Source organism: Staphylococcus sp. SB1-57 (assembly GCF_017086425.1).
Lineage (GTDB): Bacteria > Bacillota > Bacilli > Staphylococcales > Staphylococcaceae > Staphylococcus > Staphylococcus warneri_A.
On record NZ_CP070964.1, the window covers coordinates 293,346 to 312,730 of the forward strand.

Sequence of the window (19,385 nt, forward strand, 5' to 3'; positions counted from 1 at the left end):
GCCACTCATCAGAGTGGTCCTTCTTAAATATACCATTATTTTGTAACTGGAATGATCAGTTGAGAATCATATTGGCCACCTGTATGAATGTGATGAAGTCCTTTATTAACGCGTTCTTCATGTTCATAGCGTGTTTTCATACCAGGTGTACTATTACCTTTAACAATTTCACTACCTTTGACAACAACGACTAGTGTTTCACCTTGTTTGAAACGTGTGCCAGATGGTAATAATTCGATTTCAACAGGAACAATGTCTCCTTTATTAAGTTTGAGCTCTTGTTCATGTTTATGCCAAGGTTGAGCGATAGTTGATTTGTCTTGGTCTAACTCACGATGAGATGCACGTAACCAACCTGTAGCTACTTGACCTTGTTCAATATGGTTGAAGTCTGGGAAGTGCACTTCGTTACCACGACGATCTAGTTTTTTAATACCTGCGAATAAGTCCATATCGTCTGCATCATCTGTACTTACCCAAAGTTTTAAGTTCATATTTCCTACTAATTCTGTGTCATGATCGAATGTATAGCTAAAGCGTACATCATCTTGTTCATTTTCAGAATCGTATTGAGTTGAACTTTCTTCATTGACAGCATTTTGATTTAAAGTTAAGTCTTTAGCATTTAGATATAAAGGTGTGTAGTTCGTATTTGGTAGTGGGAATGCTGTTGCTGTTTTGAATTCACCTTTATAGAATTGATCTCTTACTTCATAAGTGACAGTTGGTGTTTCTTTCCAATCATTATCTTCTTCTTTAAGGTAATAATCGAAGAATGCTTTTTGGCGTTCAAGGTTTTCACGAGCATAATAACTTTCCCATTCTTTACGACCATGGATATATAACCATTTGTCTTCTGAACTTGCTTGTTTAAACTCTTCAAATGAACCACGATTGTGTAAACCTTGTGTTGACCAACTTGCACAAGCTAATAATGGTGTTTTAATTTGATGTAATGGTGCTTGACGTTGTTTCCAATAATCATCGAATAATGGATGGTCTTTTTGAGCTTGAATTAAATCTTCAATGTTTGGATTATCAGTCCATCTCGCAAAAATACCTTGAATCCAGAAACGGAAGAAACCTGTATCAGGAATACCACCATGGAAGGCTACTTCACGGTACATATCATTGAGTCCTTCCCAAGGAATCATTGCTTTTAAATGAGGGGGATTTAATGTAGCAACCCACCATTGTGTAACAGCTAGGTAAGAGACACCATTGGTATCTACATTACCATTACTCCATTCTTGTTGTGCAGCCCATTCGATGACTTCGTAGTAGTCTTCAGCTTCACGTTTTGACCAAGGTGATAGCACACCATTTGATTTAGAGCTACCTCTTAAAGCAAGTTTAACTACTACATAATCTTGAGGTACCCAGAAACCTGGATCTGGTGATTCTTCAGGTGTAAAACTAGAAGTTGGAATAGGACCTAAAGTAGGCCATTGCGCCCCCATATTAGTAATTTTAGGTTTATTATCTTTACCATAAGTGTCGGCTGACATGACAACGGGGAATTGTCCTTCTTTATTCGGACGGAAAATATTGACGTATAATTTTTCGCCATCTTTCATTTCTACAGCCACATCTTTTTCCATAATCATTTCTTGATTACCGAATTGTACACTATCTACAACGATATGATTAAGACCTTCTTTAACATCGTTAACATCTGTAACAGTTAATTGAGGATTACCTAATAAATTTCTTGTCATATGAATCACCCTTTTTAGTTAATTTTCTTTACACTTTTATCGTAAAGGGTTAAGTAGATAATTCCAATCATCAATGTAGATGATTTGTATGTTAACCAACAAACCCCTTATAATTGTTGGAAAGTAAGCTATTAAGGAAGTGACATAATGCCACAAGACCGACGTGTTAGAAAATCACAAGCAGCAATTAGACATGCATTTATCGATTTGCTTCATAAATATGAATTAGAACAAATCACGGTTCAACAAATATCAGATTTGGCAGATGTGAATCGAAGTACTTTTTATACTCATTACATAGATAAATATGATTTATTAGAAAAATTGGAAGATGAACAGGTAGAAATTATTAGAACGTTTATTGAAGAGGGAGATGTATATAAGAATCAAACATTCTCTACTGAAAGTATCCGTACGATTATGGAATTTTTAATAGGTAATATAGAAAAGAATATGGAATTTTATCAATTAATGTTTACGATGGGGAAAGATTCAAATTTACATGAAAAGTTATATGAATTAATCACAGGTCATCTAAATCATTTTAAAAATGAAAATAATAAAATAGGAGATATCCCATTTTCTTATTTTATGAGTTATGTATCAGGTGCTGGATTATCATTTATACGACATTGGGTAGAGGATCCTAATCGCATTGCTAAAGATGATTTAATACAGTATTTTTACGATATTGTTAATAATGGGCCGGCTACGATAATTAGAAGAACAGAATAAAAATAAAAGGTTGGGACACAAACTTTATGTGTCTCAACCTTATTGTATTAATTATGATTGTGGAATAGCGTTGTAATCTTGACCGTGTAACATCCATCTTACGCCGTATTTATCTGTAAATACGCCCATCTTACCGCCCCAGAATTGCTCTGATAATGGTAATTCAACGTCGATAGAATCATGGTCTTTAATTTTATCATAGAAAGTTTCTACTCTTTCTACATCAGCTTGATCATTAATATCAAAATCAATTAATAATGAAATGCCGTTATTGATAGGTTGGATTCGGCTAAATGAATCCGCGCCTAAGATTTTTACACCAATAATTTCAAATTCAGAGTGCATTGTCGCTTCTTTGGCTTGCTCTTTAGTCATACCAAAATGTTCAGCTTGGTCTTCGCCAACCTCTAAACGTTTAATATTTGTTGCACCAAAAACTTCTTCGTAATATTTAAGCGCTTCTTTCGTATTTGGAAAAGCTAAATATGGTGATAATTGAGTCATATGATACCCCTTGTTATTTTTTATTTTATTGCTAATCACATCATACAATGTTTTAGGTGAAAAGAATAGAATTATGTATGATTGGTTTATAAATAATGGAAGTTAGTCACAGTTTTTAATTATCTTATTTATATCGATATAGTAGTGAACTAGAAATGACTTTTTATGTATCATTTATTGTATAATATTCATAAATTATATTATGACATAAAAAGAAGGTGTTTCTTTTGATTGAAGCGGGCGAAATTTTAAAGAAAATGAAGAACCAAAAGGTCAATTATGACAAAGTTTTAAGAAAAATGATTCAACAATGGGAGGAAAACGGGGAACGACCTAAAATATTATTACATAGTTGTTGTGCACCTTGTAGTACCTATACCTTAGAATTTTTGACACAATATGCGGATATCGCGATATATTTTGCTAATCCCAATATTCATCCTAAGAGTGAATATTTAAGACGTGCTAAAGTTCAAGAAATGTTTGTAAATGACTTTAATGAAAAGACGGGGGCAAATGTAAAATATATTGAAGCAGTTTATCAACCACATGAATTTATGAAAATGGCTAAATCAAAAGGACTTACTGAAGAAAAAGAAGGTGGTCTACGATGTACAACTTGTTTTGAAATGAGACTTGAGATGGTTGCTGAAGCAGCGATTAAGTATGGTTATGATTACTTTGGTAGTGCAATCACATTGTCACCTAAGAAGAATGCGCAATTAATTAATCAACTTGGTATGGATGTTCAACAAATTTATAATATTAATTATTTACCCAGTGATTTCAAGAAAAATAAGGGCTATGAACGATCTATTGAAATGTGTAAAGATTATCATATTTTTAGACAGTGTTACTGTGGGTGTGTGTTTGCTGCAATGAAACAAGGTATTGATTTTAAAGCAATTAATAAAGAAGCCAATGCATTTTTACAGCAATTTTAAAAAAGACCCAGAGCAAAGGTGGTATATCCTTGACTCTGGGTCTTAATATTGATTAAATCATTCTATGAATGAAACGGACGATAGCCATAATAGCTATGACGAGCATTGCTGCAAAAGAAAAGAGTTTAAATCGTTTATTTTCTTTTTTAATTTCTTTGTCTTCATTTTGCATCATTTCTTGTAATTCACGTTCGATTTCTAAATCAAGATCTGTTTTTCGATAACCATTAAGGCCTTTTCTTTCATCTTCGTCATTTGAAGAATGTGATTTTTTATTCTCGGTTGTGTCTTGTTGTGTGGACTGATTCATTTCTTTATCTTTGATATCTTCTCGCATTGTATAATGCCTCCTATAATCATGACACATACTTTTAATGATTCATTTGATGTAAAGTCATTGATTCATCGTTAACTGCTTTTTAATTATTTTACATCTAATCCGATAATATCGCTAATATGATGATAACCATTTTGGTTTAAATATTGTACAATGTCTTTATTTATTTTCTTAGTTAATCCTGGACCTTCAATAACTAATGAAGAATATATTTGTAATAAAGAGGCACCATTGCGTAACATTTGGATAGCATCTTCAGCATTAAAGATACCGCCTGTACCAATAATTAAGAGTTCTCCTTTAGTTTCTTGATATGCTAATTTAACAAGTTTTAAATTACGTTCAAATAAAGGACGTCCGCTTAAACCACCCTCTTCAACACGGTTAGCTGATTTTAAACCATCACGTTTACGTGTCGTATTTGCAAGAATGACACCATCGAAATGTGTTTGAATGGTTGGTAATAGAGATTTCAAACCTTCTTCGTCCATATCAGACGTTAATTTTAAGAAAATAGGTACATTGATTTCATTGTTTGCTTTAAACGTTTCTAACGCATTGCATAACATTGAAAATTCATCTTTATCGTGAAAATTTTGTAAGTTTTCAGTATTAGGTGAGCTAATATTGACAGTAAAGAAATTAACATCATTTTTGAATGTATCAATAACTTTAATATAGTCTTGATAACGTTCGTCGTAAGAGGTCATTTTGTTGACCCCAACGTTTAGACCAATAGGTGTATGGTAAGCATAACGGCGTAGATGACTAAGTGCTTTGTTCATACCCATATTATTAAAGCCCATACGATTAATTAAGGCATCATCCTCTAATAAACGATACATACGAGGTTGTGGATTACCTGGTTGTGGCTTTGGTGTGATACCACCAAGTTCTAATGCACCGAAACCAAGATTTTCTAAAGCTTTAGGTACTTCGCAAGATTTGTCATAACCAGCTGCAAGACCGATTGGATTTTCAAATGTAATACCGCGGATATCTTGAGATAACATAGGATTTTGATAATCGAATAATTTTTTCATAATCGGTAATACATAGGATTGTTTTTGTGCAATTTTTAAGGCGTCGATAGTTAATCCGTGTGCTTTTTCAGGTTCAATTTTAAATAAAAGGGGTTTAATTAATTTATACATGTTAACGCTCCTAGTTCATTATATTTGAGGCTTACTATCCTCAACTTAATATATGTGAAACTTTTCCTTTTAATAGACTAGCATTTTCATTTACAATTTCCTAGTTAAATTATAAAAATTAAAAAAATAGACGAACTTTTATAATGTGGTCATACACATTGAGGGCGGCTTTAACGATTAAGCGATTGGAAATGAGGTAATATAATTAGTATTCAGTAGTATAGGGAAGGTGACGTCATGGCTATAGATTGGAAAGAGCATTTACCATTAGATTATATTAAAGAGATTACACCAGTCAGTGGTGGAGATGTGAATGAAGCATTTAAAGTAATAACACAACAAGATGATACGTTCTTCTTATTAGTACAACGTAACCGAGATGAATCATTTTATGCTGCAGAAATTGCAGGTCTGAATGAATTCGAAAATGCAGGTATTACTGCACCCAAAGTCATAGCAAGTGGAGAGATAAATGGGGATGCGTATTTAATTTTAAGTTATCTTGAGGAAGGGTCATCCGGCAGTCAAAAAGATTTGGGACAATTAGTTGCTAAAATGCATAGTCAACAACAAGAAGATGGCCAATTTGGATTCCGGTTACCACATGAAGGGGGCGATATTTCATTTGATAATTCATGGACGGACAACTGGAAAGACATTTTTATTTATCGCCGTATGGATCATATTCGAGATGAATTATTACGTAAACAACTATGGAATGAGGAAGATAATAAAGTATATGAACAGGTGAGAGCGGTTATGCTGGATGCATTAGACCAACACCAAAGTAAGCCATCGTTATTACATGGTGACTTATGGGGTGGTAATTATATGTTTTTATCAGATGATCGTCCAGCTTTATTTGATCCAGCACCATTGTACGGTGATCGTGAATTTGATTTAGGTATTACAACCGTATTTGGTGGTTTTACTCAAGAGTTTTATGATGAATATGAAAAGCATTATCCGTTAGCTAAGGGTGCGTATGAACGATTAGAATTCTATAGATTATATTTATTGATGATACATTTATTAAAATTCGGTGGAATGTATGCAAGCAGTGTTAATCGCTCAATGGAAACAATATTAGAGTAAAGAAAAGCACGCGTTGAATTATTTTTCAACGCGTGCTTTTTTAATCAGCTTATTTATGCCACATGTTTAATAATACTTCGGCAAAGCCTTCAGGTTTTTGTACATAACCTAAATGACCGCCAGGAATATCAACGATTGGTAAACCAATTTGTTCATTGATATAGAAGTTAACATCTTGTGGGAATGATTCTCTAGAGTCAGTACCATTTAGTAATGTGATTTGATCTTCATGTTTTTTAAAGTCATCTAAAGTAATATCTGAGTGTGTATATTGGCGAATTTCGTATTCAGACCAGAACATCACACGTTGATATTGTTCTTTTTGAGCTTCTTCTGTTTCTGCAGGTTGAGACATCATTTTAGCATCGATAGGTGCAATATTAAGTGTTTCAGCAAATGTTTTCATACCTTTTTCTAATCCTTCTGTAAGGATTTGGTTTACAATTTCATCATTTTTATCTTTCCAGTATTTACTATCTGGTAAGAATGTATTGATTGGTGGTTCGTGGAAAGCAATTTGTTTAACTACTTCTGGATGTTCTTTAAGTACATGCATAGCAACGATTGAACCAGAACTTGAGCCTAAAACATAGACGGGTTCATCGCTAAGTGATTGTGCTAATTCTGCAATATCTTTTGCGTCGCGTTTTACACGATAATTGTCGTCTGGATTTGCTGCTGATTCTGGTAGTGGTTCTGTTAACTCACTTTCACCATAGTCACGACGATCTACTGCAACTACAGTGAAGTGATCTTTTAATTGTTGTGCTAATGGCATAAAGATGTCGCCAGTTCCATTGGCACCTGGGATGAATATTAATACCGGACCTTGTCCAATTTGATGGTAGCGTAATTTAGCACCTTTTAATTCTATTGTATTCATATGAAATACCTCCATTGAGTTAAAGCATGATTTATCAGTCATATTATTCTAAGCCAAGTAATTTAGCGCCATTTCTATAACTTACTTTCTCTTTTTCTTCATCAGTTAAACCAAGTTCATCTAAAAATACGCCTAAACGTTCTGGTTCGATATAAGGGTAGTCTGCCGCATATAAAATTCGGTCAATCCCCATTTCCTTTTTAACTAAATCAAATTGTGGTTTAGTCAACATACCACTTGGCGTCATATAGAAATTATTTTTAAAGTAATAACTAACAGGGTGTTTTAAATGATCAGCAAATAAAGTTTCATCCATACGTTCTAAGAAGAATGGAATGAATTCACCCCAGTGTCCGATAATCATATTTAGATTAGGGTAACGGTCAAAGATACCTGATAGAACTAGATGGATCGCATGAATACCAACATCAATGTGCCAACCATAACCGAAACAAGCGAATGTAGCAGCAGTGATTTCTGGATAATTTCCTTTATAGTAAGCTTGGTATACATCACTATTTACGGGTGCGGGATGTAAATAAATAGGTACATTTAATTCTTCAGCAGTTGCAAAAATACCGTCAAATTGATCTTGATCTAAGAAACCATCTTTTGTACGACCCATAATGAGTGCACCTTTAAAGCCTAACTCATTGACACAACGCTTGAATTCTTCCACAGCTGCTTCAGGTTCATTAATCGGTAATGTCGCAAATCCTACAAAACGGTCTGGATATTGTTTGATATACTCAGCTAATTGATCATTAGCTTTTTTACATAAATCGATGGCTTTTTGACCTTCAAGATTAGAAGGTGCACCATTACCATATGATAATACTTGCATTTGTACATTTTGTTCATCCATGAATTTAATACGTTTATCATGATGAGAAATCTCATCAGCGTCAGTAAAACCTGATTTTTTCTCTAGTCCTTCTAGCATGACTTTCATGGGTACACCATTTGGGTCAGCAGAAGCTTGACTCATTGTTTCTTTTTGAATGTCGTCTATCACATAATGTTCTTCGAAAGTAATACTTTTCATTTTAAATTCTCCATAATCGTGCGTTTCTATTTATATAGTGGGAATACTACTGATTAATGATTTGAAATTACCAAGGCATTTTGCCGTCGCCATTAATAAATGTACCAGTTGGTCCATTTGCATCAATTGTGGCTAATTCTACAATAGGTTTAATGCCTTCAGTTGCTGGTTTAGCATTATTGCTAAAATCACCAACTAAGTCTGTATTTGTAGAACCTGAATCTGCAGCATTAATTTGCATTTGAGGTAAACCTTTAGCGTATTGAACTGTTAGCATAGTGACAGCTGATTTAGAAGAACAATAAGCTAATGAATTAACATGGAATTCTTCTGATTCAGGATTGGTTACCATACCAAATGAACCTAAACCACTTGTTACATTAACAACGACAGGTTGTTCTGATTGTTCTAGTAAAGGAATGAATGTGTTCATCATTCTAACAATGCCGTATACGTTGGTTTGATAGACTTTATCTATATCATCAACAGTAATATCTGCAGGTTTGGCAAATTGTCCTGAGATACCAGCATTGTTAACAAGTACATCTAAGCGACCCTCTTGATCTTTAATAAAGTCGAAAGCATTTTGTACAGATGTCTCATCAGTAACATCTAATTGAACACTTTGTGCACCAATTTCTTTTGCTGCAACTTGACCACGTGATTCATTTCTAGAACCAATGTAGACTTTATGACCTTCATTGATCAATGCTTTAGCTGTTTCGAAACCTAAGCCTTTATTGCCACCTGTAATTAATGTAATTTTAGTCATGATATTACTCCTCTTTATCAAAATATAGTTTGATTATATAATCTCTGATTGTTTCATTTGATAGTCCGCGTTCGTCTTTTTGTAATTCGAAAGATTTAGTAGATAATGATTTCAATAACATATCTACTTTGAAAGTTGTCCATGTTGTACTTTTATTATTGCCAAGAATTTCACTATAAAACTTAAATAACTGTAAATAAATATCACTATGGTAAAAGTCATTTTTATCTGTTGTATCTTCAATACAATGAAGTAAATCACTGTTGATTGTTTTGAAATTTAAAAAGATATCAAGTGACTTTGCCATGACTGCTTTAGAATCGTGATGTTTTTCTTTCACTTCGTACATTTGGTTGATAATGTCAGTAAAGTCATGTTCGATAATCGTCGTACACAATGCGCTCTTATCCTTAAAATGACGATACAAAGTTCCCATTCCAATATTTAACTCTTTTGCGATGCGATTCATACTCACTTGTTGAACACCAAGTTGGTTAAAGAGTTCAATCGCTTTATTCTCTATGCGCTGCCGGTTCTCGAGGGCGTCTCGTCGCAAATACATCACCTTCTTAAAATAAGTTTGTTGACAAACGGATAACTATCCGTTTATTATAAAGCCTATCATATAAAAAGACAAATAAAGTGATATAGATGTTTAAATAAGAAGGATGAGTGATATAAGTGTCATTAAATAAAGAGCAAAGACAAATCACAGCTAAAGAACTACAAGAGCATTTTGACGAAACAACGTTAAGTTTAAAAAATATAGCAGACGAATTGAATATTTCAATCAATGATGTGTCACATGTATTACAAATGAAAGCGCCAAATAAATTATTCGGAAATCATTTGCAACAATTTATACATTTAGTTTGAGACGTTCGAGATATAATGAATGAAAATATCTGGCATACGGGTAAATCACCAAAAGAATATACGTATTTAAAAGGCGAAAAGGAAGATTATTGGTTTTTACAACAGTAATGAAGGAGAGAATATTAATGAAAAGTATTTTAGTAATTGGTTCTACAGGTAAACAAGGTAATGCCGTAGTTAAGCAACTGTTATCAGACGGATGGCATGTACGTGCGCTAACACGTAATAAGAATAATGAAAAGTTAACGTCAATTGACAGTGACAAACTTGAAATTGTAGAAGGTGACTTAAGCGATCAACAAAGTTTAGAACAAGCAATGCAAGGACAATATGGAGTATACAGTGTTCAACCTATAGTTAAAGATGATATTGCTGAAGAATTAAGACAAGGTAAAATGATTATTCAACTTGCCGAAAAACAAAACATTGAATTCGTGGTTTATAGTACAGCTGGTGGTGTGAATAGAGATAGAAAGGGACCACACTTTGAAGCCTTAGCAGATATTGAAAATACACTAAAAGCGTCATCATTGAATTTTGCAATTATCAAACCTTCATTCTTTATGGATAACTTCCTTAGAATAGCTAAAAAAGAAAATCAACAAATTGTAATACCAGAATTTATTAGTCCAGATGTTAAATTTGCGATGATTTCTTCAATTGATATTGCTAGAATTGCTGCAAATTTATTTAAAGACCCTGCTCAATATAATCATTAAGCGATTGAGATTGCTTCAGATGAGTTAACACTTAATGAAGTTGTTAAAACATTTGCAACTGTCACAGGTATGCCAACTGAAATTAAAGGTGAATTTGTTAGTGGTACAGCAGAAAGAAATTGGCTAGAAGAAAAAGGTTATGTTGTCGATTTTGATTTAATGAATCAAATTAATCCAGATAAACTATCATTAGCCCAATGGATTGAAGAAGTACAATTTTAGTAATTGATTATGTTAATAAGGAGAAATGGTTATGATTCAGTCGATGTGGTTCAATTTACATGTTAAAGATTTAAAAAGAAGTGAGCAGTTTTACCAATCTTTAGGATTTGAAATTAAACATAACCCTGACATGCTTGATAAAATGGTAGGCATTAAAATTGGATCGACCATTGTCATCTTAATTGAAAATAAACATTTTGAAGCGGTCACTCAGGATAAAGTTCATGCTAATGTTAATGAAACGATTATTTCTCTAGGTGTAAAGACGAATGCAGAAGTTGATCAACTTGTTAAGCAAGTTGAAGCGTCAGGCGGTCGTATTTTAGAACAACCGACAGTTAAACAAGGCTATTATGGTGCTATGTTTACTGATACAGATGGACATAAATTTAATTTTTTAGTTTGTTAAATACAATAAGGCACTCAGTTCTCGTGTTTGGATGCTGAGTGCCTTTTAATTTGGACGTAAGATTAACTTAAATATTTCCATATTCTTTTCTCAAATCATAAACTTTATCTGGTGTAACATCTTGGCCAAGTGGATCAACAACTTTCATAGTAGAAAATGTATGAAGTACTTGTCCTCGTATCATTTTTAAATAATCTTGTCTGAGTGCTTGTTGTTCTTGTTTTTCTGCTACACTCAATGTTTGTACTTTTTCTTTATTTGCTAATTCGTTAATTCTGTCTAAAATTTGCATAAATGAAACCTCCAATCGATATTTACAACAAATATTTTTTAAGCAACACTTGTTGTATAAATATAATATACGCGCACATGCACGATATAGCAATATACATGCTCAATTTATATGTTGTCTATGCAACATATTGATCAGTTTGTTGTATAAATTAAAAAATATGACCCTATGCATCATTATTTTATTAATGTACATAGGGGCATCATTTGTTTTAGATAAAAATATTATGTAAAATGGTGGAATCTTTATAAGTGTGCGATGTGATGAATTAAGAATGGAAGATTTTTGTCTATAAAGTTTTCAGCTGTATCACGGCTTGTAGATAGCCAATGATTACACAGACCACTCATGCCTGCCGCTAGAAAACTAGCGCTACTAACCAATATGTCTCTATCAATATCTGAATAACTATTTTCTAACATGATAGAAAAGATATCTTCTAATTCGTTATTAATTCTCTTATGCGCTTGTTCACAAAATACATCTTGGTTCATTTCACAAGATGCTTGTACTTGTTCCATATATTGAGTCATTGTGATGAATATATTTTTTAAGACCACTTCATCTATGATATTTGAAATGTTAAGCGTGTCATTCAAGTCTTTAAGAATAGTGACATCTAAAGAATAATCGAGTATATCGTATTTATCTGTGAAATGTGCATAGAACGTAGCTCTATTAACAGTTGCTTCATCAGTAATATTCTTGACTGTTAATTGGCTTAACTTCTTTTCTTTTGATACTTTTTGAAATGCATCTACAAGTAGTTGTTTTGTTCGTGTGATACGGGGATCGATTTTGTCAGTCAATATGTTTGCACCTACCTAACAAGTGTTGTTTATCTTAATTCAAATTATCTTGCTAAATGTCTTATATGTCAAAAATAGTGTCTATGAACTAATTTAATAGTGATTGTAAATTTAAATTATGGGTAAATATAGTTTTATAGAAAGTGAATTTACTTTCAAACAAAGTTTGTAATCTTTTTAGGGGAGAAACTGTTAAAGAAACAGAACGGGGAGACGGATATGGCAGATAAACTGCAACGTGAATTAAGCAATCGACACATACAATTGATTGCTATCGGTGGTGCGATTGGTACCGGATTGTTTTTAGGTGCAGGTGAATCAATTCATCTGGCAGGGCCATCGATATTGTTGACTTATATTATAGTAGGTTTTGTATTATTTATGTTTATGAGAGCAATGGGGGAAATGTTGTTATCTAACCTTGGCTTCAAATCATTTGCTGATATTGCACATAAACATATAGGACCATTAGCAGGCTTTGTAGTTGGTTGGACTTATTGGTTAACATGGATTATTTCAGGAATGGCAGAAATTACAGCAGTTGCTAAATACATAGAATATTGGTATCCAGCAATGCCTAATTGGTTAACAGCTTTATTTACATTGTTAGTACTAATGACGCTCAATTTATTTAGTGCAAAGTTATTTGGAGAATTAGAATTTTGGTTTGCGATTATAAAGGTATTAACAATATTAGCTTTAATTATTGTGGGTATTATTATGATTGTCTTTGCAATGAAGACACCTTATGGTACTGCTAGCGTATCTCAAATATGGAGCCATGGTGGTATATTCCCGCATGGTGCTTCAGGATTTTTCATGTCCTTCCAAATGGCCATTTTTTCATTTATAGGAATTGAACTAATTGGTATTACAGCAGGAGAAACTAAAAATCCTCATAAAACGATACCTCAAGCGATTAATAATGTACCATATCGCATTTTGATATTTTACATTGGATCACTTGCAGTCATCATGGCAGCAGTGCCTTGGAATCAATTAAATCCTTCAGATAGTCCTTATGTGAAATTGTTTGGTTTAATCGGCATTCCATTTGCAGCAGGTTTAATCAACTTTGTAGTGTTAACTGCTGCGGCATCCGCTTGTAACAGCGGTGTGTTTGCCAATAGTAGAACGATGTTTGGTTTATCTCAACGTAAACAAGCACCGCCTATTCTTGGTAAAACAAATCGCAATGGCGTACCATATTACGCGATATTAGTGACATGTGCATTATTAAGTATTTCTGTGATACTGAATGCCATCTTTAAAGATGCAACGCAAGTGTTTGTATATATTACAACAGTATCAACAGTTTTAAATATAGTGATTTGGTCAATCATCATGATTGCTTATTTAGGATATTTAAAACATAATCCAGAACTTCATAAAGCGAGTCAATATAAAATGCCAGGTGGCAAATGGATGGCATATGCTATTGTACTATTCTTTATATTTATCTTTGTGGTATTACTGATTAATCCGAGTACGAGACTTGCAGTAATCATTGCACCCTTCTGGATGGGAATCTTAGGACTGATGTATTTAAGATATAAAAAAGAATCTAGAAAAGCAGAGATTCCAGATGAATAGATCCATTTGCATCGCCAACAAGAAAGCTTTGTTGGCGGTGCTTTTTAAATAGCAGTCGTGTTAAAAGAAAATTTGTAAAATTAATGACTTTACAAATATATTTATCTGAAAATTCTAATAATGTGATATACTATTCTCCATAGTCTTAATTGGCCCAACTTTACACAACATATGATTGCATCAACGAATTACCAACACACCTTAGATTTCATCATGTGTATAGTTAGTTCAATTAAGGCTATTTATTTATGTTTGATTTATCGTATTTAGATATTGGAGGCGCTAGAAATGACAACATTGAGTAAAATTGGACCGAAAGAATTTATTTTTAGAGTGCTATCTGGTGTAGCAGTTGGTATTGTCGCAGGATTAGTACCCAATGCGATATTAGGGGAGATATTTAAGTATTTAATGCAGTTTCATCCCATTTTTAAAACATTACTAGGTGTTGTTCAAGCAATTCAATTTACGGTGCCGGCACTTGTTGGTGCTTTGATAGCATTGAAATTTAATCTGACACCTTTAGCGATGGCAGTTGTTGCAAGTGCTTCGTATGTTGGTAGTGGTGCTGCACAATTTAAAAATGGCACATGGGTTATAGCTGGAATTGGGGATTTAATTAATACAATGATTACTGCATCTATTGCGGTGTTATTGATTTTATTAATAGAGCATCGTGTAGGGAGTATGGCGTTAATCGTATATCCAACAATTGTAGGTGGTATTTCAGCAACTATAGGTGTGTTGATACTTCCATATGTACATATGATTACTACTGGTATTGGTAATATGATTAATAGTTTTACAGAGTTACAACCTGTTTTAATGAGTATGCTGATTTCGATGGTATTTAGTTTTATTATTATATCGCCACTTTCTACTGTTGCCATAGCGATTGCAATTGGCATTTCAGGTATTGCAGCAGGTTCGGCTTCAATCGGTATAGCAGCTACAGAAGCGGTATTGTTAATTGGTACGAGCCAAGTTAATAGAGCAGGTGTGCCGATTTCTATCTTCTTTGGTGGAGTCAAAATGATGATGCCTAATATGGTACGCTATCCTGTTATCATGTTACCTATATTGATTACAGCTGCAGTTTCAGGAATCGCATCCGGCATTGTCGGTATCGCAGGTACAAAAGAATCTGCAGGATTTGGTTTTATAGGAATGGTTGGACCGATTAATGCATTTAAATTTATGGGTATTGACTCAGCTTGGTTGAGTTTATTATTGATTATCATCGCATTCTTCATTGTGCCTTTCTTCGTTGCATGGATTTTAGATATTCTTCTAAGAAAGGTATTCAAAATATATACGAACGACATTTTTAAATTTTTAGCGTAAAGCTAGATAGAATATAGACGTCTTACTTTGATAAGTGAGGCGTTTATATTTTATTATGCTATACTTTATTAAAATCGCTATCTATAAAGGATGGGTAAAATGAATAAAAAGATAGAACAATTAAAATTAAAAGCAGCAAGTTTAACACGACAAACACATGACTTAGGTATCCCAGTCATGATTGTGTTTGAAGGTGTACCTGCCTCAGGAAAGACGCGTTTATCCAATGAACTATTACTTACGTTTGATGCTAAATACACACAGTTTATATCAACAAAAACACCAGATGTTGAAGACTTAAGATATCAATTTTTACAAAAATATTGGAATACACTGCCTCAAAAAGGAAATATCAATATCTATTTTAGAAGCTGGTATTCTCACTTTTTAGATTATAAACAAAATAATATTAAGCAAGATTATTACAAAAACGATAATAAACTCGTGAATCAAATCAAACATTTTGAAGAGATGCTTCAGAATGATCATTATGAGCTAATTAAATTTTATATTGAAGTTAGTGAAGAAAAACGACAGGAGCATATTCAACAAACGAAAGATAATCCATTAATGAGTTGGAAAGTACAAGAGTATGAACAAATCATACCTAAAGATATCTATTTGAAAGAAATGAGAAAGTTTACGCATTCGGATAAACAATGGGAAGTTATTGACTATACACAACGAGAAGTTGCATTTGAAAAGATGTATAAACATATTATAGAAAGATTAGAACAAGCGATTCAAAAAGCAAATCAATCAAAAGATAATAAAGACGGTGCGTTTACTAAAGATTTTTCAACGACTAAATTTGATGTCACATTGGATGAAGTATCTAAAAAAGAATATAAAGAATTGATAGAACCATTACAAAAACGTATGAGAGAAATTCAATTTGCATTATATGAAAGAAAAATTCCGCTTATCTTAACATTTGAAGGCATGGATGCAGCAGGTAAAGGTGGTAATATCAAACGTATTCGTGAGAAATTAGATCCGACGGGATATGAAGTGAATGGTATAAGTGCGCCTACAGACGTTGAACTGGCGCATCACTATCTTTGGCGCTTTGCGAAAGAAATGCCAAAGAGCGGACATATTGAAATATTTGATCGTAGTTGGTACGGCAGAGTATTAGTAGAAAGAGTAGAAGGATTTGCCAATAAAGATGAGTGGCAACGTGCTTATGAGGAAATTAATCATTTTGAAAAAATGTGGACAGATGAAGGGGCAATATTATTAAAATTCTTCTTATGTTTAGATAAAGACGAGCAACTGAAACGATTTAAAGATAGAGAACAAGATGTAAATAAGCAATGGAAAATCACAGATGAAGATTGGCGCAATCGTGAAAAATGGGATTTATACTTAGAAGCAAGTCACGATATGATAGAGAAAACAGATACAATACATGCGCCTTGGCTTATAGTTCCAGCTGATCATAAAAAGACGGCAAGGATTGAAGTTTTAAAATATATTATTAGACAGTGTGAAAACGTATTATGGGGTGTTAAAGATTATTAACTTCATGATCACATTTTAAATAGTGAAAATATTAGGTGGATATATCAAATTAATGTCAAAAATTTGAATATATCCATCTTTTTTTGGGAAGTTAGATCTTTTTAAAATTTTTAGAACTATTACAATTATGTAACTACATTGCAATCTGTAATATTACGAATAATGTAAAAGTTGAGAAAAACTTAAAGAAATCTCATGTAATATAAGGCTTTATGATGAAAAATTAAACTAAATTACGTAAAAATTTATATTACAAGGACTTCAGTAATATTTCAAAGTTACAAAACTTGATTTTGTTTGTAATGTTTTGTAAGGAACGTGTAATATACAAAGCGATTTTTTATGGTATAGTGAATACCGTCGAAAGTTAAACAAAAACATTTTCAATATTGCACAACGAAATTAAATACATTAAAACATATAAAAAAACAAAAACTTTTTGGAGGATTTTTCAATTATGAAGAAGACATTTATCGCATCAACTTTAGCATTAACATTAGGCGCAGCAGGTTACGCAGTATCAGGACACGAAGCACACGCTTCAGAAACTACTAACGTAGATCAAGCACACTTAGTAGACTTAGCTCATAACCACCCAGAACAATTAAACGCTGCACCAGTTCAAGAAGGCGCTTATGACATTCACTTTGTAAGTGGTGGATTCGAATATAACTTCACTTCAGATGGTACTAACTTCTCTTGGAACTACCAAGAAGCTGGTTCTACTTCAGCTCAAACATCAAACACTGCTGTTCAATCAGCTGACTACACAACTTCTTACAATCAAGAAGCTGGTACTCAATCAGTAAGCTCTAACCAACAATCAAGCAACACTAATGTAGAAGCTGTTTCAGCTCCAACTACATCAAACAATGGTTCAAGCCACAACTATAGCACTAAAACAACTTCATACTCAGCTCCATCAACTTCAAGTGCTTCAACTGGTGGTTCAACTAAAGCGCAATTCTTAGCTAATGGTGGTACTGAAGAAGCATGGAACGCTATCGTTATGCCAGAATCAGGCGGTAACCCTAACGCAGTAAACCCAGCTGGTTACAGAGGTTTAGGACAAACTATGGAATCATGGGGAACTGGTTCAGTAGCTAGCCAAACTAAAGGTATGATTAACTATGCTAATAGCCGTTACGGTTCATTAAGCAATGCAATTGCTTTCCGTCAAAGCCACGGTTGGTGGTAGGATTTAATTTATAACTGGAAAGCCCTTCGAGTTATAAATGATTGAGAGGATGACTATGTCATCCTCTTTTTTTATGCGTAAAAATGAAAGATTAGAATATTTTTATATTTAGTGTAAGGTGTTTGATTACCATTAAATACGGGAATTTAAGAAAAACTATATATGGCACAGCATTCCGTTTTTTTATCAATTGAATTGATGACGAAACATTGAATTTGATAGATATAGATATAGGCTAAATATGAAAGAAATTTCTATATATTCATTCCATAAATATCATTTTCTACGACTAGAAATGATAGTAACGTATAAAAGGTTAAGTGTAACAGGAGGTCAATCAATGACAACGGTTAATGAGAGTTATAAATATTGTCATCAAATAATGAAAAAATATTCTAAAAGTTTTTCTTATGCGTTTGACTTATTACCAGAAAGTGAGAGGCGTGCTGTCTGGGCAGTATACGCGGTTTGTAGAATTATAGATGATAGTATTGATGAAGAACAAAATCCTCAAAAATTACAAGCTATTAAAGAAGATATTCAACTGATTCAGTCACAACAAGTTGATTCACCGGATCAATTCAAGAGTAATCAACGTATTATGTTAGCTTTTTACGATACATCTCAAAATTACAAAATGGAGTATCAATCTTTCTATAATTTAATAGAATCTGTATTTGAAGATGAACATTTTGAAATGTTCGTTAAAGACGAGGAATTAATGAGATATTGCTATGGTGTAGCTGGGATAGTTGGAGAGGTACTATCACCTATTCTGACTGAACAACCGAGTGATGAAACATATGAAGTAGCACGTGAATTAGGAGAGGCATTGCAATTAACTAATATCTTACGAGATGTAGGGGAAGATTTTGAAAAGGGTCGTATTTATTTTAGTCAAGAGATGTTAAATCAATATGATGTAAATATTGAAGACGTTTATCAACATCAGCCAACTGATAATTATATTAATTTATGGGAACATTATGCTCAAATTGCAGAAAAGGATTATCAATTTGCATTAGATCATTTACATGTTTTTAAGCCTGAAGCTAGATCAATTATCGAATTAGCGGCACGTATATACAAAGGTATTATAGATGAAGTTCGTGAATATGGTTATCCATTACATCGAAGAGTATATGTCTCAAGGTTGGATAAGTTACACATCTACAGACAAGTTAAAGATAAATATAATAAATAGGTGGAATG

19 protein-coding genes and 2 pseudogenes are annotated in these 19,385 nt (G+C 33.1%); 11 read left to right on the forward strand and 10 right to left on the reverse strand.

The annotated features are described in order from the left end of the window. Window positions 1-35: 35 nt before the first annotated feature. Entirely contained in the window at window positions 36-1,718 is a 1,683-nt protein-coding gene (locus tag JX000_RS01330) for a CocE/NonD family hydrolase (protein WP_206140795.1), read from the reverse strand. Window positions 1,719-1,865: 147 nt separating this feature from the next. Here JX000_RS01330 and JX000_RS01335 point away from each other — a divergent pair, with 147 nt between their 5' ends. Then, entirely contained in the window at window positions 1,866-2,453 is a 588-nt protein-coding gene (locus tag JX000_RS01335) for a TetR/AcrR family transcriptional regulator (protein ID WP_049424029.1), read from the forward strand. A gap of 51 nt (window positions 2,454-2,504) precedes the next feature. Here the strand turns inward: JX000_RS01335 and JX000_RS01340 are convergent, their stop codons facing one another. Further along, entirely contained in the window at window positions 2,505-2,957 is a 453-nt protein-coding gene (locus JX000_RS01340; RefSeq protein WP_002450170.1) for a VOC family protein, read from the reverse strand. A 257-nt stretch (window positions 2,958-3,214) separates the two neighbouring features. Between JX000_RS01340 and JX000_RS01345 the strand changes: the two genes are divergently transcribed. After that, window positions 3,215-3,901, forward strand: coding sequence for an epoxyqueuosine reductase QueH (locus JX000_RS01345; protein WP_398575065.1), 687 nt, complete (start codon window positions 3,215-3,217; stop codon window positions 3,899-3,901). Between the two features lie 52 nt (window positions 3,902-3,953). Here the strand turns inward: JX000_RS01345 and JX000_RS01350 are convergent, their stop codons facing one another. Together JX000_RS01350 and JX000_RS01355 are read right to left on the reverse strand one after the other, a co-directional pair. After that, complete coding sequence (locus JX000_RS01350; protein ID WP_049424023.1) at window positions 3,954-4,238, reverse strand: hypothetical protein; 285 nt, start codon at window positions 4,236-4,238, stop codon at window positions 3,954-3,956. Window positions 4,239-4,324: 86 nt separating this feature from the next. Continuing rightward, window positions 4,325-5,392: a quinone-dependent dihydroorotate dehydrogenase gene (locus JX000_RS01355; RefSeq protein WP_002450167.1), complete on the reverse strand. Its 1,068-nt coding sequence runs from the start codon at window positions 5,390-5,392 to the stop codon at window positions 4,325-4,327. A gap of 237 nt (window positions 5,393-5,629) precedes the next feature. On the opposite strand from JX000_RS01355, the gene JX000_RS01360 reads away from it, so the two are divergent. Then, complete coding sequence (locus tag JX000_RS01360) at window positions 5,630-6,487, forward strand: fructosamine kinase family protein (protein WP_124228147.1); 858 nt, start codon at window positions 5,630-5,632, stop codon at window positions 6,485-6,487. Between the two features lie 49 nt (window positions 6,488-6,536). On the opposite strand, the gene JX000_RS01365 is transcribed toward JX000_RS01360, so the two are convergent. The 4 genes from JX000_RS01365 to JX000_RS01380 all read right to left on the reverse strand — a co-directional run bounded on the left by JX000_RS01365 (window position 6,537) and on the right by JX000_RS01380 (window position 9,743). Then, window positions 6,537-7,370, reverse strand: a complete 834-nt coding sequence (locus tag JX000_RS01365) for an alpha/beta hydrolase (protein WP_075778497.1) — start codon at window positions 7,368-7,370, stop codon at window positions 6,537-6,539. A 43-nt stretch (window positions 7,371-7,413) separates the two neighbouring features. After that, window positions 7,414-8,415: an amidohydrolase family protein gene (locus JX000_RS01370; RefSeq protein WP_107532316.1), complete on the reverse strand. Its 1,002-nt coding sequence runs from the start codon at window positions 8,413-8,415 to the stop codon at window positions 7,414-7,416. A 67-nt stretch (window positions 8,416-8,482) separates the two neighbouring features. Next, on the reverse strand, window positions 8,483-9,187 hold the full coding sequence (locus JX000_RS01375; protein ID WP_124228150.1) for an SDR family NAD(P)-dependent oxidoreductase: 705 nt from the start codon (window positions 9,185-9,187) through the stop codon (window positions 8,483-8,485). A gap of 4 nt (window positions 9,188-9,191) precedes the next feature. After that, window positions 9,192-9,743, reverse strand: coding sequence for a TetR/AcrR family transcriptional regulator (locus JX000_RS01380; RefSeq protein WP_002450162.1), 552 nt, complete (start codon window positions 9,741-9,743; stop codon window positions 9,192-9,194). Between the two features lie 125 nt (window positions 9,744-9,868). On the opposite strand from JX000_RS01380, the pseudogene JX000_RS01385 reads away from it, so the two are divergent. From JX000_RS01385 to JX000_RS01395, 3 genes and pseudogenes are all read left to right on the forward strand, one after another. Further along, window positions 9,869-10,171: pseudogene (locus JX000_RS01385) on the forward strand (DUF2316 family protein). A gap of 17 nt (window positions 10,172-10,188) precedes the next feature. Then, window positions 10,189-11,004: pseudogene (locus tag JX000_RS01390) on the forward strand (NmrA/HSCARG family protein). Between the two features lie 31 nt (window positions 11,005-11,035). Further along, on the forward strand, window positions 11,036-11,413 hold the full coding sequence (locus JX000_RS01395) for a VOC family protein (RefSeq protein ID WP_124228151.1): 378 nt from the start codon (window positions 11,036-11,038) through the stop codon (window positions 11,411-11,413). 67 nt (window positions 11,414-11,480) lie between these two features. Here the strand turns inward: JX000_RS01395 and JX000_RS01400 are convergent, their stop codons facing one another. Beyond that, on the reverse strand, window positions 11,481-11,705 hold the full coding sequence (locus JX000_RS01400) for a DUF896 domain-containing protein (RefSeq protein WP_002450158.1): 225 nt from the start codon (window positions 11,703-11,705) through the stop codon (window positions 11,481-11,483). Window positions 11,706-11,950: 245 nt separating this feature from the next. After that, window positions 11,951-12,514 (reverse strand): TetR/AcrR family transcriptional regulator, encoded by a 564-nt coding sequence (locus JX000_RS01405; RefSeq protein ID WP_002450157.1) that lies wholly within the window; start codon window positions 12,512-12,514, stop codon window positions 11,951-11,953. A 219-nt stretch (window positions 12,515-12,733) separates the two neighbouring features. Between JX000_RS01405 and JX000_RS01410 the strand changes: the two genes are divergently transcribed. The 5 genes from JX000_RS01410 to JX000_RS01430 all read left to right on the forward strand — a co-directional run bounded on the left by JX000_RS01410 (window position 12,734) and on the right by JX000_RS01430 (window position 19,377). Continuing rightward, the gene (locus JX000_RS01410) at window positions 12,734-14,107 is read left to right on the forward strand and encodes an amino acid permease (protein ID WP_002450156.1); all 1,374 of its coding nucleotides are present in this window, start codon (window positions 12,734-12,736) and stop codon (window positions 14,105-14,107) included. A gap of 288 nt (window positions 14,108-14,395) precedes the next feature. Next, complete coding sequence (locus JX000_RS01415; protein ID WP_124228152.1) at window positions 14,396-15,451, forward strand: PTS sugar transporter subunit IIC; 1,056 nt, start codon at window positions 14,396-14,398, stop codon at window positions 15,449-15,451. Window positions 15,452-15,550: 99 nt separating this feature from the next. Next, window positions 15,551-16,975: a polyphosphate--AMP phosphotransferase gene (locus JX000_RS01420; protein ID WP_002450153.1), complete on the forward strand. Its 1,425-nt coding sequence runs from the start codon at window positions 15,551-15,553 to the stop codon at window positions 16,973-16,975. 457 nt (window positions 16,976-17,432) lie between these two features. Then, complete coding sequence (locus JX000_RS01425; protein WP_002450152.1) at window positions 17,433-18,173, forward strand: aggregation-promoting factor C-terminal-like domain-containing protein; 741 nt, start codon at window positions 17,433-17,435, stop codon at window positions 18,171-18,173. 340 nt (window positions 18,174-18,513) lie between these two features. Continuing rightward, window positions 18,514-19,377, forward strand: coding sequence for a phytoene/squalene synthase family protein (locus JX000_RS01430; RefSeq protein ID WP_206140796.1), 864 nt, complete (start codon window positions 18,514-18,516; stop codon window positions 19,375-19,377). The last annotated feature ends 8 nt before the right edge of the window (window positions 19,378-19,385 follow it).